The organism is Glycocaulis albus, assembly GCF_014639075.1.
GTDB lineage: Bacteria > Pseudomonadota > Alphaproteobacteria > Caulobacterales > Maricaulaceae > Glycocaulis > Glycocaulis albus.
Genome location: NZ_BMFS01000011.1, coordinates 74,234 through 90,520, shown reverse-complemented (window position 1 = coordinate 90,520; position 16,287 = coordinate 74,234). Strand labels below are relative to the sequence as shown.

The following is a 16,287-nucleotide window of genomic DNA, read 5'->3' as shown; positions in this document are numbered from 1 at the left end:
GGTCGGTAACCTGTTATGGTGGCCGGTTCCCGGCCAATGCAGGCACCAGCGGGGAACCGGCCTTGGATTATTGCTGGTATTGGCTGCAAGCAGCTCCGCAGCTGCCCATGCAGGAAGCATAGGCGCCAGCATCATCGCCAAAAGCGTTTGAGCAATAGGTGGCGCAATAGTCCGGAGGACAGGCTATAGCCAATCCGCCGAGGGCCAAAGCCATCATGGCGGCCGCCGAGGCCGCAAAAATGCGTTTCATGTCAGGTTCCTTCAGTTGATTTGCTGAAAAGGCACCTTGCAAGGCTCGCAAAGAGTAGCCCTGCAATGTAGGGGGAGCAACCCAAAAGTGTAACTTTGATTAAAAAACTCGCGTTTTGCGTGTAGTTTTGCCGCGCGGCCTGCGGCGCACCGCAATTGACCCCGCCCGCCCCGCTTGCCACCGTGTGTACTGACAAGGGGCGGGAGGCCAAGCAAATGAATGATCTGGTGCGCAGCGCGCTGGTGACGGGTGCATCAACCGGCATTGGCCGGGCCTGCGTGGAGAAATTCGTGGCCGAGGGCTGGCAGGTCTTTGCCAGCGTGAGGAAGGCCGAAGACGGCGAGCGGCTGAAAGCCGGGATTGGCGAGGCGGTCGTGCCGCTTCTCTTTGATGTCACGGACGGACCTGCCATTGCCCGGGCCAGCGATGAGGTGCGCGAGGCGCTGATGGGCGCGACGCTGGGCGCTCTGGTCAATAATGCCGGCATCGCGGTCGCCGGACCGCTGCTTCATCTGCCCGTCGCGGAGATGGAAAAGCAGATGGATGTGAACGTGACCGGCCAGCTGCGCGTGGTGCAGGCGTTTGCGCCGCTGCTGGGCGCAGACCGCAGCCTTTCCGGCGCGCCGGGGCGGATCGTGAATATCTCGTCCGTCGCCGGTTTTAGCGCCGCGCCCTTTGTGGTGCCCTATGCCTGCTCGAAATTTGCGCTGGAAGCGTTTACCCAAGGGCTTCGCCGCGAGCTCACCCCCTATGGTATTGATGTCGTCGCCATCAATCCGGGCCCCATCGCCACGCCGATCTGGGACAAGGCCGAGACGGTCGATCCTGAACAGTATGCCCACACCGATTACATCAAGCCCATCAGGCGGCTGGTCAATTACATGCTCGAGCGGGGGCGTAACGGGCTGCCGCCCTCACGCGTGGCCGATGCGGTGTGGGCGGCGGTGACATCGCCCAAACCGAAGCTCAACACCATCGTCACGCCCGAACCGTTCACGCAGTGGTTACTGGGCGTCATGCCGCGCCGGATGGCAGACAGGATCATCACCAAGCGTCTCGGCCTGACGCCGGAGGCGCTCAACACACGCGGGCGGTAAGCCCTTGGACCATACACGAACGGGGAACACACCATGCGCCATCTGATCTGCGGTATTGCCGCCAGCGTGCTGATCGCCAGCGCCGTCCATGCCGATCCGGCCGAGGATTTCGCCAGCCTGGTGGCCGACTACGAGGCCTGGAGCGAAGAACAGAATGTGCAGGCGCGCATCCGTGCCGGTGATCTCGATGCGATGCGTGAATGGCGCGATATTTCGCGTGAGGCCATGGAGGCGCGCGACGCTCAGATGGCGGCGTTTTATGAGCGGGTGCGTGCCATTGATCCGGCGGCTCTGGAGGGCAGCGGCACCGCCTCCTACGCCGTGCTGGAGCACATGCTGCGCCATGGCGTCGCCCTGCCGCAGGCGCAAGGCATGTATTTTCCTTTCACCAATGATTCCGGTTTTCACACCTCGGCCGATTTTGCCGCGATGAGCGCGCGCCTTCGCAATGCGGATGAAGCCGAAGCCTGGATCGACCGGCTGGAAGCCTATCCGGCGCATCTGGATGCCTGGACGGGCTGGCTGGACGAGGCGATTGCGGCAGGCTGGACCCAGCCGCGCGAGATCATCCCCGGCGTGATCGACCAGATCGCCGCCCAGATCGTGGAAGATCCGCGCGAGAGCGCGCTCTACATGCCGCTCGCCAATCTGCCTGCGAGCATTCCGGCCGAGACGCGCGAGGCGCTGCAGGATCGCGGCGCGGCAGTGATTGCCGGCACGGTGATGCCCGCGATTGCGGGACTGCGGGACTATTTTGAAAACACTTATCTGCCCGCCGCGCGCGACAGCATTGGCATTTCGGAAATCCCCGGCGGGCGGGAATATTACCGCGCCCTTGTTCGCTATCACACCTCGCTGGACCTCAGCCCTGAAGAGGTGCACCAGACCGGGCTTGATGAAGTGGCGCGCATCCGCGCGGAGATGGACGAGGTCATCGCCCGCACCGGGTTTGAGGGCAGTTTTGACGCGTTCACGCACTATCTGCGCACCGATCCGCGCTTTTACGCCCAGAGCGAGATGGAGCTGATGATGCGCGCCTCCTATCTCTCCAAGCTGGCCGATGACGCGATGCCGCGCGTGTTCAACCGCCTGCCGCGCCTGCCCTATGGCGTGCGGGCCGTGCCGCCCGCCATCGCGCCGAACTACACGACGGGCCGCTACTGGCCAGGCGATGCCGAAACGGGCCGGGCCGGCGGCTATATGGTCAACACCTATGCGCTCGACCAGCGCCCGCTCTACGAGCTGCCTGCCCTCACCCTGCATGAGGCGGTGCCCGGCCATCACCACCAGATCGCGCTGGCGCAGGAGATCGAGGACATGCCCGCTTTCCGGCGGCGCGCCTCCATCACCGCCTTCACCGAAGGCTGGGGGCTCTATTCGGAGTTTCTGGGCATCGATATGGGCTTCTATGAAGACGCCTATGAGGATTTCGGCCGCCTCTCCTACGAGATGTGGCGCGCCTGCCGCCTCGTGGTCGATACCGGCATCCATTATTTCGGCTGGACACGCGAAGAGGCGGAAAGCTGCTTCCTCGACAATTCCGCCCTCGCGCCCTTGAACGTGACCAATGAGGTGTCGCGCTATATCTCATGGCCGGGTCAGGCGCTGGCCTACAAGACCGGGGAAATCCTCATCCGCCGCCTGCGCGCCGATGGCGAGGCGAGGCTGGGCGAGGATTTTGACCTTGCCGACTTCCACGACACCATCCTTGAAGAAGGCCCGCTGCCGCTCTCCTATCTGGAGGCGAAGATGGAAGCCTGGATTGCGGAACAGGAGGGGTAGGGGGTGTCCTTAGCGATGCTCCGCGCATCCGCGCGTCGCTGCGGGCAAAAGTGCCCGGCGCGCGGTCGCGCTTGCGGCGCTACGCGCCGGGGGCGCCTTGACCTCTCCACCGGGGTCCCCCGCCCCGACGGGGGACCCAGAAAATCTGCTCTGACACCCCCCATTCGTCATTCCAGAAGCGGCGTCAGCCGCTATCTGGAAACCAGTCCTTCATAGAAAAAGCTGGGTTCCGGGTCTGCGCTTTGCTCCGCCCGGAAGGACGAAGAACGAAGCCTTGATCCGTCATATTGCGTTTCACCGGCGCAGGCCGGGACCCAGAAAGGACTGGGCACCGGCTTCCGCCGGTGAAACGCACAACCAGTTGTCCTTGGATCCCGGCGGAACATCGCAACGCGGATGCGTTGCGGAACTAAAGAACAAGCCCGTCTATTCCGCCGCCGCCAGCGCTTCGCGATCCGCGCGCATTTTCGCGGCCTTGTCTTCCACCGCGGCAACGATGCGTTCGATCATGGTCTCGTTGGAGACTTTTTCCGTCTGCTGGCCGGCAAAATAGAGCATGCCCGCGCCCTTGCCGCCGCCGGTGAAGCCGAGATCAGTATAGGCCGCCTCGCCGGGGCCGTTGACCACGCAGCCAATGATGGAAAGCGAAATCGGCTCGGAGATATGGGCGAGGCGCGCCTCCAGCGCTTCCACCGTGCGGATCACGTCAAACCCCTGCCGGGCACAGGACGGGCAGGCAATGATGTTCACCCCGCGCGTGCGCAGCCCCAGGGCTTTGAGCATGTCATAGCCGGCGCGGATTTCCTCCACAGGTTCGGCCGAGAGCGAGACGCGGATCGTGTCGCCAATCCCCGCCCACAATAGCGAGCCCATGCCTATGGCCGACTTGATGGTGCCGGAGCGAAGCCCGCCCGCTTCAGTGACGCCCAGATGCAAGGGCGCGTCGGTGGCCTCGGCCAGCATCTGGTAGGCGGCAACGGTGAGGAAGAGGTCGGAGGCCTTCACCGAAATCTTGTATTCGTGAAAGCCCAGATCATCGAGAATGCGGGCGTGGTTCAGGGCGCTTTCCACCATCGCGTCGGGGCAGGGCTCGCCATACTTTTCCAGCAGTTCACGCTCCAGCGAACCGGCATTCACCCCGATACGGATCGAGCAGCCATTATTGCGCGCCGCCGACACCACGTCTTTCACGCGGTCCATGGAGCCTATATTGCCCGGATTGATGCGCAGGCAGGCCGCGCCGGCCTCTGCCGCTTCAATGCCGCGCTTGTAGTGGAAGTGAATGTCGGCCACGAGCGGCACGCGTGCCTCGCGCGCGATGGTGCGGAAGGCGGCCGTTGAGTCTTCATCGGGGCAGGAGACGCGCACAATGTCCGCGCCCGCCTCTTCGAGGCCGCGTATCTGGTCGATCGTCGCGCGGGCATCGGATGTGGGCGTGTTGGTCATGGACTGGACGGAGATGGGCGCATCGCCGCCCACCTCGACATTGCCGACGCGGATCTTGCGCGAGACCCGCCGGTCAATCGCCCGCCAGGGCCTGACCTTGGTGTGATCCTCGACCGCCATGACATGCCACTCCTTCGCGTACAGCCTCTACATATAGGAGCGATGTGACGAGGTGAAGGCGGGGATATTGTTGATGCTCAGCCCATCCCCGGACTGGCAACGCTCTTCCGATGCCCTCTCGACCGGGGTCCCCGGCTTGATCGGGGACCCATGGGAAGTCTCGAGACAGATGCACAATCCAGGCGTTTTCCCGGCGCAAGCCGGGATCCAGAAGGACTGGGCACCGGCTTTCGCCGGTGAAACGCAAATTCGGATTGGGTGAGACGCCATGGACCCCGGCTCGGAGGCCGGGGACCCGGTGGAAAAGGCAAGCGGGATATCAGACAGGCCGCGTAGCGGCCTGAAAAGCGCGAACGCGCGCCCGCGACTGCCTGCCCCCGCTTAGGCGGGGGTTCGCGGAACATCGCAACGCATCCGCGTTGCGGAACTAAAAGAGGCATGGATCACCCGCATGAAGCGGGTGATGACAATCTGATGGTGTCGGGGACTCCCCCGCTTCCCCGCCGCCCCAATCCTGCTAAAGGAAGGGGCGATGACACGTCTGGTCCTGAAATTTGGCGGCACCTCGATGGGCAGTCCCGAACGGATTGCCCATTCGGCCTCTATCGTGGCGGCTGAGGCCGCCAAGGGGCATCAGGTCGCGGTTGTCGTCTCCGCGATGGCGGGCGAGACCGACCGCTATCTCGCCCATGCGCAGGCGCTCGGCGGGGGGCTGGGCGAGATCGAGACCGATACGGTGCTGGCCGCGGGCGAACAGGCGGCAGCCGCGCTGATGGCGCTGGCGCTGAAACAATTGGGCCTGAAGGCGCGCTCCGTCCTCGCCTGGCAATTGCCGATAGAGGTGGACGGCGTGCCGGGGTCAGCGCGTATTACCGGGATTGATGGCGAGGTACTGGAAGGCCTGCTCACCGGCGGGGTCATCCCGGTCGTCGCCGGGTATCAGGGCGTGGATGCGCAAGGCCGCCTCGTCACGCTGGGGCGCGGTGGCACCGACCTCTCGGCGGCGGCGATTGCGGCGGCGCTGGGCGCCGATTGTGACATCTACACCGATGTCGACGGTGTGTTCACCACCGATCCGCGCATTGAGCCGAAGGCCACGCGGCTGGAGCGAATCTCCCATGACGAGATGCTGGAACTGGCCGCGATGGGCGCAAAAGTGCTGCAGACCCGCTCGGTGGAATATGCCAAGGCCAAGGGCGTAGCGATGCGGGTGAAATCCAGCTTTGCCGCGCCGGGGCAGAGTGCCGGCACCGAAGTGCTGAGCGAGAATGCGCTGGCCGAGCGCCGCGTCGTCTCCGGCATAGCCTATGCACGCGCCCAGGCACGCATCGCCGTGCCGGGCATAGAGAGCAGCGCCAGCGGCCCGGGCGGCGTGTTTGCGGCGCTGGCGGAGGCCGGCGTGCATGTCGACATGATCGTGCAGGGGCGGGCGCGCGCTGGCGGGTCCAATCTGGAGTTTTCCGTCGAGGGCCGCGATCTGCGTGCCGCGCTGCACGCGCTTTCCGGGCGTGACGGGCTGAGCTCTGAAGTGGGGCTGGCCAAGGTGTCGGTCGTCGGCACGGGCCTTCGCGGCCGTGCGGACGTGGCGCGCACGCTTTATGGTGTGCTGGAAGCCGAGGCGATAGACGTGCGCATGCTGGCCACCTCCGAGATCAAGATTTCAGCACTCGTGAACGAAGATGCGCTGGAACGGGCCGTGCGCGCCCTTCATGCAGCCTATCGGCTGGACGAGGCTTGACGCCGCCGCCGAAAGGGGTCACTGCCCCGCGCGATATCTGACATTGCCCGCCCGCAGCCACGGGATGGATTGCTAGCAAAATGACGCCCGAAACGCCCATGCTGGACAGGACAGGCCTGCGCGGCCCGCGCCGCCTCTTGCAGCGCATCCGCGATCTCATGGCCGAGCAGGATCAGGCGCAGGCGCGCCTCGACCGGCTGACGCGCATCATCGCCGAGGAAACCGGCTCTGATGTGTGCTCGATCTATCTGGTCCTGCCCAGCGGCGCGCTGGAACTGTCGGCGACACACGGGCTGAAGGCCGAGGCGGTACACACCTTGCGCCTGGCGCGCGATGAGGGGCTTGTCGGCCTGGTTGCCCAGCGCGCGCGGCCGGTATCGGTGGAAGACGCGCCGGCCCATCCGCGCTTTGCCTACAAGCCGGAAACCGGCGAGGAGCCGTTCAAGAGCTTTGTCGGTGTGCCTGTGCTGCGCGGGGGGCGCCTTGTTGGCGTTCTCACCGCCCAGACCATGGCTGTGCGGCCCAGCACGGAAGAGGAAATCGAGACGCTGCAGACGGTCGCCATGCTGCTGGCAGAGATCGTGGCGTCGGGCGAGCTCATCCGGGCAGAAGCCTTCTCTGATCTCGAGCTGCGCGCATCGGGGCCTGAGCGCTATGCCGGTGCAGCACTGGCGCCCGGCATCGCGATGGGTGTGGCGGTCATTCACGAACCGCATGTCGCGCCCGCGCGCATGATCGCCGAGGATGCCGAGGCCGAGGAGGTCCGCCTTGATGCGGCCGTGGCCGATCTGCGGCGCGGGCTCGATGAATTGCTGGAATCGGGGCGCGCGCCCATCGGGACGCCGTCGCGCGATGTGCTCGACGCCTACCGCATGTTCGCCCATGACCGGGGCTGGACCGGCCAGCTGCGAGAGGCCGTGCGCTCCGGCCTGACGGCAGAGGCCGCCGTGGAACGGGTGCGCAACGCCCACCGCGCCCGGCTGATGAAGGCCCGCGAGGCGCATTTCCGCGAACGCCTGCATGATCTCGAAGACCTCGCCAACCGGCTGCTGCGGCATCTGGCGGGGCCGGATGCGGTGCGTGCGCTGGCCGAGCTGCCGCCCAATGCCATTCTGGTCGCCCGTTCGATAGGGCCAGCCGAGCTGATGGAGCTGGACCGCTCGCGCCTGGCTGGTCTTGCCACCGAGGAAGGCTCCGCCACCAGCCATGCCGCCATCGTTGCCAAGGCGCTGGGCATACCCATGGTGGGGCAGGTGGAAGGTGCGCTCGACCGGGTTGAGGACGGCGACACGCTGATCATTGATGGCGAGTTCGGCGTGTTGCACGTGCGCCCGGGCGATGAGGTGCTGACCGCCTATGCCGAGCGCATGGAAGGCCTGTCCAAGGCGAGCCAGGCCTACGCCGCGCGGCGCGACGAGCCGGCCGTTACGGCCGATGGCGTGCCCATGGAATTGTCGATGAATGCGGGCCTGCTGATCGAGTTGCCGCGTCTGGAGGAAACGGGTGCGGCCGGGGTCGGCCTGTTCCGCACCGAGTTTCAGTTCATGATCTCGCACACCTTGCCGCGCGTGTCCGCGCAGATCGAGATGTACAGGGCGGTGCTGAAGGCCGCCGGAGGCAAGCCGGTCGTGTTCCGCACGCTGGATCTGGGCGGAGACAAGGTAACGCGCTTCATTCCGGAGCTGCGCGAGCCCAACCCGGCACTGGGGTGGCGCGCGCTCCGCATGGGGCTCGACCGGCCCGCGCTGACCCGCTACCAGCTGCGCGCGCTGGTGAGAGCCAGTGCCGGTCAGGTGCTGAAAGTCCTCTTCCCCATGGTGGCCGATATTGGCGAGCTGCAGCGCGCGCGTGATCTGCTTCATACCGAGCTGGAGCTGGCCCGGCGCCACGGGCACGGTGTGCCCGAGCGCGTGGAAACGGGGCTGATGATCGAGACGCCCGCGGTCGCCTTCGCGCCCGAACCGTTCCTGGACTTGTGTGATTTTGCCGCCGTCGGCGCGAACGATCTGATGCAGTATTTCTTCGCCGCCGACCGGCAGAACCCGCAGGTCGCCCAGCGCTATGACGTGCTGAACCCGGCACCGCTTGCCCTGCTCAAATCAGTGCGCGAGGCCTGCGACGCGGCCGGCAAGCCGGTTTCCGTGTGCGGGGAGATGGCCGGCAGGCCGCTGGAAGCCTGTGTTCTCGCGGGGCTTGGTTACCGGCGATTATCCATGTCGGCGGGCAGTGTCGGGCCGGTCAAGGCCGCGCTGGCCGAGTGCGATGCAGGCCGCCTTGGCACCTGGCTTGCAGGAGAAATGGCCACAAAGCGTCCCGATACGGATAAATCCTTGAGACAAAAGCTGATCGGCGCTGCACAAGAAGCCGGAATTTCTTCACGACTTGTTGATAACCGTGCTGCATTTTGATTTAATCTGCTTGCGCTGGGATCAAAAAGTCACACCAAGTGATCTGGACCGGCGCGAGTGGTGAGGGGAAGCCGTCGCAAGGCGGTTTGGATTGTGATGCAAAAGCTGGCCGGTCAGGTAGCAGGAAGTCAGTACGTGCCCATGGATGCCGTCTTTGCCAATGCCCCGGTGGCCCCGTGCGGCCCCGCGAGCATAGGCGACACCTTGCGCCAGGCGCGTCTGAAACATGGCTGGACGCTGGATTCTGCCGCCGCCCGCACACGCATCAAACGTGATTATCTCGAAGCCCTGGAAGCCATGGACCCGCGCGGCCTGCCCTCGCGCGCCTACACGATCGGCTATCTGCGCGCCTATGCGGGCTTTCTGGAGCTGAACGTCACCGAAACGGTGGAGCAGTTCAAGCTGGAGGTCGAGTGCGATACCGGCCGTGCCCAGCCGACGGCGCCGAAGAAAAAGCGCGAGTTCAAGCTGCCCAAGGGCGTGATCGGCGCAATTGTCATTCTGGGCAGCGTTCTGGCTGCCACCAGCTGGTATGGCGTCCACATCACCCGCACCGGCGCCTTTGCCGAGGCGCCCGATGCCGCCACCCTGCTGGCAACACCGCGCCCGGTCGTGGAATCCAGCCGCGCGCCCGACCCTGCCCAGATATGGGCAGGCCTGCCGAGCGCCACCGCCCCCGAGGCACTGGTTTTCACCGCAATCTCGCCCGTGACGCTGGAAGTGCGCGACGGGTCTGGCCGGGTGCTGTTCGCGCGCGAGATGGAGGCTGGCGCCTCATGGCGGGCGCCGGACGAGGCCGGGCTGGAAGTCTCTGCCACCGATGCCGGCGCGGTGCGAGTTCGCTCGGGCGCGCAGGATATCGGCGTGCTGGGCAATTCCGGCCAGATCCTTGAATCGCTCGCCATGGACAATTTCGTACGCAACTGGCGCGCCGCGCGTGCCGAAGGCGCATCAGCAAGCGGCGCCAGCGCAGGCCGGTAGGTCTTACTGAAACCCCGGACGCGAAGCGATCCGGGGCCTCTAGCTGACCCGAACTGACCGAGGTCCCGGCTCTGCGCTACGCTTGGCCGGGATTTCAGACGGCGGCAATTTACCTCACTCACCGCCCTTAACGCGGGCGCTCGCCGCCGTATATTGGCCTGCGCGATCCATTTTCCCGTACCGCAGGATTTTCCATGGCCCAGTCAAGCTCGCCTGAAACCCTCTCCAGCCCGTCCATCGATCCGGCGGAGGTGGAGAAGTTTTCGCGCATGGCTGCCGAGTGGTGGGATCCCAAATCCAAATTTGCACCGTTGCACAAGTTCAACCCGGCGCGCCTTTCCTGGATACGCGAACGGCTGAGCGCCCATTTCGGCCGGGAGGGGCGCGAGCCTCTGGAGGGGCTGGAGCTTCTTGATATTGGCTGTGGCGGCGGGCTGGTGTCAGAACCGATGGCGCGTCTGGGCGCGAAGGTTACCGGCGTTGATGCCGCCGAGCCCAATATCAAGACCGCTCTTGTGCATGCGCGTGAGGCGGGCCTCAAGATCGATTACCGTCACGGCACGGCAGAGCAATTGCTGGAGGCCGAAGGGCCCGGCCGGTTTGATGTCGTGCTCAATCTGGAAGTGGTCGAGCATGTCGCCGATCCGGCGCAGTTCCTCACCGATTGCGCCGCGCTGGTAAAGCCCGGCGGGGTGATGATTGTCGGCACGATCAACCGCACCAGCCGCGCCTTCGTGACGGCGATATTCGGCGTGGAATACGTGCTGGGCTGGCTGCCGCGCGGCACGCACCGCTTTGCAAAGCTGGTAAAGCCCGAAGAGGTGGAGGGCGCGCTGAAAGCGGCGGGCCTGACGCCCGAAACACCGGTCGGCGTGAGCTATAATCCGCTCAAGGACAGCTTCTTCATCAGCTCGGACGCTGGCGTGAACTATCTGATGGCCGCCACGAAATAGGGCAGGCCGGCCGCGCCTTACGGACGGGCGCTGGCTCCGGACCCCGCGCTGGCACGGCGCTCCTCGCGGCGCTCGGCAACCAGCGTGGCGCGGGGCTCCTCTTCCACCGCAGGCATGGCCTGGTCGCGCAGGGCGATGATGCGGTCACGCTCGGCATTGAAGATGGAGAGCTCACCCGCTTCGAGGCGGCGGCCCGTCGGCAGATCAAGGCTCATCGGGTTCATCGGACGGCCATTGAGATGGACTTCATAGTGCAGGTGCGGACCGGTGGATGCGCCGGTCGTGCCGACATAGCCGATGGTCTGGCCTTGCGTGACCCGCGTGCCCGCACGCACGCCGCGCGCGATGGAATTGAGGTGTGCATAGGCGGTCTGATAGCCGTTGGAGTGGCGGATGCGGATATAGTTGCCGAACGTGCCGAACCAGTCCGCACGCTCCACCGTGCCATTGCCGGCAGCGTAGATGGGCGTCCCCGTCGGGGCGGCAAAGTCCGTGCCGTTATGAGGGCGGTTGGTGCGGCGGATCGGGTGGAAGCGCATGCCGAACTGGCTGGAAATGCGTGCACCGTTGATCGGCATTTTCATCAGCAGGCGCGCGGCGCTTTCGCCCTCGGCGGTGTAGTATCCGATATCGCCGTCCGGGGCCTCGTAGCGGAAATATTCCAGCGGACGCCCGCGCCCCTCGAAGGTCATGTAGAGGATGCGGCCGGTGCGGATCACCTCGCCCGCGCGGTTGGTGTAGCGCTCGAACACGATGTCGAACGTGTCGCCATAGCGGATGGTGCGGAAGTCGACCGCGTGGCCGAGCACCAGCGCCATGTCGGTAACGATACGGTCGGTCGCGCCGGCATTGAGCGCGGCCGCGTAGAGGCTGGAGGAAATCTCGCCGCGGGCGCGTACCACTTCGCGCTCCAGCGTCATCACGGCTTCGCGCGTGCGGTACTGGCCATCGGCAGTGCGCGCCACGGTCAGGGTGCGCTCCTGGTCGGGGCGGAAGGAGATGCCGGTCAGCGTCAGCCCGCTTTCCTCATCGGCAGAGGCGCGTTGCAGCGGGTCGCGTTCAAAAAAGAGGTTCAGGGCCTGTCCCGCGCGCAGCGAGCGGGCCGGGTAGATCGGGTCCAGCGCGGCAATGGCGCGGGCCGCATCGATGCGGCTGGCACCGGCTTCGGCGAGCACGCTGGCAAAGGTCTGGCCCGAACGCACCGTCACCTCGGCGGCCATCAGGACAGGGCAGTCAATGCAATTGGCGAATACCGCATGCTCGGCCATCACCATGTCGTCGAGGGACGGAGCGGCTTCGGCGGCCTCGGCCATCAGGGCGCTGCCGACGGGATCAAGGGCGTCATGTTCGGGCGCGGCAGCGGAGGCCGATGTGCCGGCCATGGTCCGGCTGATCAGGATCGCGGCTACGAGCAGCAGAGCCATGGTCAGCGTGGCAAAGAAAACCAGCGCACGAGAGCGGTGGGCGTCAGCGAGGCGGACGTCAAAACCGGACATGCGTATTATTTCCCTCTTCCCGCGCGGTTGTTCATCAGCCGCCAGTCCAGCAAGGCAAGATGCAGGCCAACATCACCCCCCGTGACATGCTGTCATCTTCCCCGGACCGTGCCGGAGCGGCACACACAGTGGCAAGGTCGAATCGTCTTGCCAAGGGGTGATGTGTGCCACGGGCAGGGTTAATGTCTCCCTTAACCATAAACTGCGTTATGCACCTGTGTCCGCGGCGCCGAAAGGACCATCATGAAAACCTGGCTTCTGATTGGCGTTCTCGGCGCCATGCTCATCGGCGCGATAGCGCTGTCCGCGCGCCTGTGGATGAGCATGGACAATACGGTCGGCGGGCATGGCTGGGCCGCGCTGGTGATCGGGGCGGTGCTCACATTCGTGGTCGGCGCAGGCCTGATGGCGCTGGTCTTCTTCTCCTCGCGGCGCGGCTATGACGAGGATGACCGCGAGCCTTAGGGACGGAAATTGCCTGCGCGCGTTAACCCTTTCGCGATCAAGAATCGGCTAATGCTTGCGCCCATGAGCACGCAAAACACACCCTCCGCCAGTGAGCTTGCCGCGCTTTTGTGCGCCCGGCTCTGCCATGATCTTGTCAGCCCGGTCTCCGCGCTTGGTGCGGCCCTGTCTGTGCTGGACGATGAAAATGCCGCCGACATGCGCGATGACGCCATCGAGCTGATCCGCACCGGCGCCAATCAGGCTCATGCCAAGCTGGAATATGTGCGGCTGGCCTTCGGGGCAGGCGGATCGCGGCCGGGCAGTATCGATACCAGCGAGCTGAAACGGCTGGCAGAGGCCATGTTTGCCAGCGCCAAGCCGGATCTGGTGTGGAAGGTGCAGGCAGCCGGCCTCGACAAGCCGGCGGCGCGCGTGCTGCTGAATCTGGTCTGGCTGGCGGTGGACAATGTACCGCGCGGCGGCACGGTGACGGTTGAGGCCAGCGCCAGCGAGGGCGGTGACAGCCGGCTTCGCGTGGTGGCTGCCGGGCCGCGTGCACGCATCGATCCGGCCTATATTGAGGCGCTGGCCGGGCGCGCCGGCGAGGACGGTTATGATGGCCGCTCCATCCAGCCTTACTATGCCGGGCTGGTGGCGCGCGAGCATGGCGGGCGTGTGGAGGCGCATGCCGAAGAAGAGCGCATTGAATACATTGCCCTTCTTGCGCCGCAGGCCAAGGCACAAGCGGCCTGAATAATACTATTCGGATCCGGGCTGCCCGCCAAACGATGCGTTAACCATGAGCGTGTGATTTTCGTCCCTGATCACAGATGCGCGCCGCGTGCGCGGGTCCGCCTCGTGGCGGACAGTCAGGGGACGGGTTCACCATGGATGAGCTGATTGGCGAGTTTCTGGCCGAAACGGCGGAAAGCCTTGATACGATCGATGTCGAGCTGGTGAAGTTCGAATCCGATCCGACCGACCGGGCGACGCTCGACAATATTTTCCGGCTTCTTCACACCATCAAGGGCACGTGCGGCTTTCTGGGCCTGTCGCGCCTCGAGGCGGTGGCCCATGCTGGCGAAACCCTGCTGGGCAAGTTCCGCGACGGCACGCTGGTGGCTGACAGTGCGGCGGTGACGCTGGTCCTGCAGTCGCTTGACCGCATCAAGCTGGTGCTGGGCGGTCTGGAAGAAACAGGCAGCGAGCCGGAAGGCGATGACAGCGAGCTGATCGCCAAGCTGGAAGCACTGGCAATGGGTGAGCCTGTCGAGGCGGCTCCGGAGCCGGAACCGGAACCCGAGCCTGAGCCGGTTATCGAAGCGGCTCGCGGGGAAGAGGCTTTCGATGCCGATCTGGGCCGTCCCTTGCGTCCGGGCGAAGTGTCCCTGGCAGACCTGGAAGCGGCTTTCCTGGCGGCCGAAGGCCCTGAACTGGCCAGCGCAGCCGCCGAAGAGGATGCTGACGAGGACGAGGAAGCGCCTGCTGCGCCCGTCTCCGCCATGCCCGCGGCGGACAAGCTTGCGGCGCAGGCCGCTGCAGCAGAGGCGGATGGCCCACGCTCTGAAGGCGTGCGCGCCCAGTCCACCATCCGCGTGAATGTGGACGTGCTCGAAACACTGATGACGACGGTGTCCGAGCTGGTGCTGGCGCGCAATCAGCTGCACCAGATCGTGCGCGAGAACGAGGATTCCGATCTGAAGGGCCCGCTGCAGCGCCTGTCCTCGGTGACGGCGGAACTGCAGGACGGGGTGATGAAGACGCGCATGCAGCCGGTTGGCGATGCATGGCGCAAGCTGCCGCGCATTGTGCGCGATACGCAGCAGGATCTCGGCAAGAAAATCCGCCTCATCATGGAAGGCGAGGAGACCGAGCTCGACCGCCAGGTGCTCGAGCTGATCAAGGATCCGCTCACCCACATGGTGCGCAACTCGGCCGATCACGGCATCGAGATGCCCGAGGTGCGGGCCGCAAAGGGCAAGCCCGAGCAAGGGACGATCCGCCTGTCGGCCTATCACGAGGGCGGGGCGATCATCATCAAGATCACCGATGATGGCGCAGGGCTCGACCCCGAAAAGATCCGCGCCAAGGCGCTGGAAAAAGGGCTGGCGACCGCAGAAGAGCTGAGCTCGATGAGCGAGCCGCAGATCCAGCGCTTCATCTTTGCCGCCGGTTTCTCGACGGCCGCCAAGGTGACCAATCTGTCCGGGCGCGGCGTCGGCATGGACGTGGTGCGCACCAATATCGAACAGATTGGCGGCTCGATCGATCTGACCTCGGAAGTGGGCAAGGGCACCAGCTTCGCCATCAAGATTCCGCTGACCCTGGCCATCGTTTCGGCGCTGATCGTGAAGGCGGGTGATGCGCGTTTCGCGCTGCCGCAACTGGCCGTGCGCGAGCTGGTGCGGGCCGGTGAGGGCTCCGCCCACTCGATTGAATCGCTCAATGGCGCGCGGATGATCCGCCTGCGCAACCGGCTCCTGCCGGTGGTCAGCCTGAACACGGTACTGGGCCTGCCGGAGGCGTCCGGAGAGGCAAGCCACGGCTATGTGGTGGTGATCGAGGCTGCGGGGCGCAAGCTCGGCGTGGTCGTTGATGATGTGCTTGATACCGAGGAGATCGTGGTCAAGCCGCTGTCGGCCCAGCTGCGCGGCATTCAGGTCTATTCCGGGGCGACCTTGCTGGGCGATGGCTCCGTCATCATCATCCTGGATCCCAACGGCCTGTCGCAGCAACTGGCGCACGCCACCGAGGAAACGCAGGCCAGCGAAGAGCTCGCCGCGAGCTCGGTTGATCCGTCCCGCCAGCGTCTGCTTCTGGTACGCGCGGGCGAGGATGATGTGAAGGCCGTGCCGGTCAGCCTGATTACGCGCCTGGAAGAGTTTGACGGCTCGACGATTGAAGTCGTCGATGCGCGTCATGTGGTGCAGTATCGCGGCCGGCTCCTGCCGCTGGCCCATGCCTCGGGCGTGGACGAGTTCAGGCGTGAGGGCCGCCAGCCGGTACTGGTCTTCTCAGAGGAAGGCCGTTCGGCCGGTGTGGCTGTCGACGAGATCCTCGACGTGGTGGAAGAGACACTGGACCTGCAAATGGGGTCTGAACGACCCGGCGTTATCGGTTCGGCCATCATCAAGGGCCGGGCCACCGAGGTGCTCGATATTGCCTGGCACATGGAGCGGGCCTGGTCCGGTTCGCCCCAGCGTCCTGCGCGCGCCGGACGCCATCCGATCCTGCTGGTCGAGCCCGATGCCTTCGCGCGGCGCATGATGGCGCCGCTGCTGGCGGCGGCGGGCTATGACGTCACGGTTGTCGGGGGTCTGCACGAGGCGCGCGATGCGGCCCAGATGGGCGCGCAATATGCCGCGCTGGTGGGTGATCCGGCTGCGCTCGACACGCTGGCCAGCGAAGGCCATTGGGCTGATGTGCCCCGTCTCGGGGTCAGCGACCGTGCCACAGGCGGCTATGGCGAAGGCATGGTGGCGGTGATGCGCCCGGCTGACAGGGGCGGGCTGATTGCTGCGCTCGACCGGGCGGCGCGCTCCGGCGAAACACGCGCGGCTTAGGAGACA

Annotated in this window: 12 protein-coding genes; 9 read left to right on the top strand and 3 right to left on the bottom strand. The window is 65.5% G+C overall.

Annotation, left to right across the window (positions count from 1 at the left end; all coding sequences use genetic code 11):
* Positions 1-67: 67 nt before the first annotated feature.
* A complete protein-coding gene (locus tag IEV75_RS11660; RefSeq protein ID WP_188452745.1) occupies positions 68-250 on the bottom strand; it encodes a hypothetical protein in 183 nt (60 codons plus the stop codon).
* 215 nt (positions 251-465) lie between these two features.
* Here IEV75_RS11660 and IEV75_RS11655 point away from each other — a divergent pair, with 215 nt between their 5' ends.
* Together IEV75_RS11655 and IEV75_RS11650 are read left to right on the top strand one after the other, a co-directional pair.
* Positions 466-1,347 (top strand): SDR family oxidoreductase, encoded by an 882-nt coding sequence (locus IEV75_RS11655; RefSeq protein ID WP_188452744.1) that lies wholly within the window; start codon positions 466-468, stop codon positions 1,345-1,347.
* 33 nt (positions 1,348-1,380) lie between these two features.
* Positions 1,381-3,129, top strand: coding sequence for a DUF885 domain-containing protein (locus IEV75_RS11650; RefSeq protein ID WP_188452743.1), 1,749 nt, complete (start codon positions 1,381-1,383; stop codon positions 3,127-3,129).
* A gap of 426 nt (positions 3,130-3,555) precedes the next feature.
* Here IEV75_RS11650 and ispG read toward each other — a convergent pair whose 3' ends face one another.
* On the bottom strand, positions 3,556-4,695 hold the full coding sequence (gene ispG, locus IEV75_RS11645; protein ID WP_188452742.1) for a flavodoxin-dependent (E)-4-hydroxy-3-methylbut-2-enyl-diphosphate synthase: 1,140 nt from the start codon (positions 4,693-4,695) through the stop codon (positions 3,556-3,558).
* A 532-nt stretch (positions 4,696-5,227) separates the two neighbouring features.
* On the opposite strand from ispG, the gene IEV75_RS11640 reads away from it, so the two are divergent.
* The 4 genes from IEV75_RS11640 (at position 5,228) to ubiG (ending at position 10,775) form a co-directional block, all read left to right on the top strand.
* Complete coding sequence (locus IEV75_RS11640; protein ID WP_188452741.1) at positions 5,228-6,433, top strand: aspartate kinase; 1,206 nt, start codon at positions 5,228-5,230, stop codon at positions 6,431-6,433.
* An 80-nt stretch (positions 6,434-6,513) separates the two neighbouring features.
* Positions 6,514-8,841, top strand: coding sequence for a phosphoenolpyruvate--protein phosphotransferase (gene ptsP, locus IEV75_RS11635; protein WP_188452740.1), 2,328 nt, complete (start codon positions 6,514-6,516; stop codon positions 8,839-8,841).
* A gap of 96 nt (positions 8,842-8,937) precedes the next feature.
* The gene (locus IEV75_RS11630; RefSeq protein WP_188452739.1) at positions 8,938-9,822 is read left to right on the top strand and encodes a helix-turn-helix domain-containing protein; all 885 of its coding nucleotides are present in this window, start codon (positions 8,938-8,940) and stop codon (positions 9,820-9,822) included.
* A 194-nt stretch (positions 9,823-10,016) separates the two neighbouring features.
* Complete coding sequence (ubiG, locus tag IEV75_RS11625; protein ID WP_188452738.1) at positions 10,017-10,775, top strand: bifunctional 2-polyprenyl-6-hydroxyphenol methylase/3-demethylubiquinol 3-O-methyltransferase UbiG; 759 nt, start codon at positions 10,017-10,019, stop codon at positions 10,773-10,775.
* 17 nt (positions 10,776-10,792) lie between these two features.
* On the opposite strand, the gene IEV75_RS11620 is transcribed toward ubiG, so the two are convergent.
* A complete protein-coding gene (locus IEV75_RS11620) occupies positions 10,793-12,271 on the bottom strand; it encodes a M23 family metallopeptidase (RefSeq protein WP_188452737.1) in 1,479 nt (492 codons plus the stop codon).
* A 243-nt stretch (positions 12,272-12,514) separates the two neighbouring features.
* Here IEV75_RS11620 and IEV75_RS11615 point away from each other — a divergent pair, with 243 nt between their 5' ends.
* The 3 genes from IEV75_RS11615 to IEV75_RS11605 all read left to right on the top strand — a co-directional run bounded on the left by IEV75_RS11615 (position 12,515) and on the right by IEV75_RS11605 (position 16,281).
* On the top strand, positions 12,515-12,736 hold the full coding sequence (locus IEV75_RS11615) for a hypothetical protein (RefSeq protein WP_217980306.1): 222 nt from the start codon (positions 12,515-12,517) through the stop codon (positions 12,734-12,736).
* Between the two features lie 63 nt (positions 12,737-12,799).
* Positions 12,800-13,471: a histidine phosphotransferase ChpT gene (chpT, locus tag IEV75_RS11610; protein ID WP_188452736.1), complete on the top strand. Its 672-nt coding sequence runs from the start codon at positions 12,800-12,802 to the stop codon at positions 13,469-13,471.
* A 134-nt stretch (positions 13,472-13,605) separates the two neighbouring features.
* Entirely contained in the window at positions 13,606-16,281 is a 2,676-nt protein-coding gene (locus tag IEV75_RS11605; RefSeq protein ID WP_188452735.1) for a chemotaxis protein CheA, read from the top strand.
* Positions 16,282-16,287 lie beyond the last annotated feature (6 nt).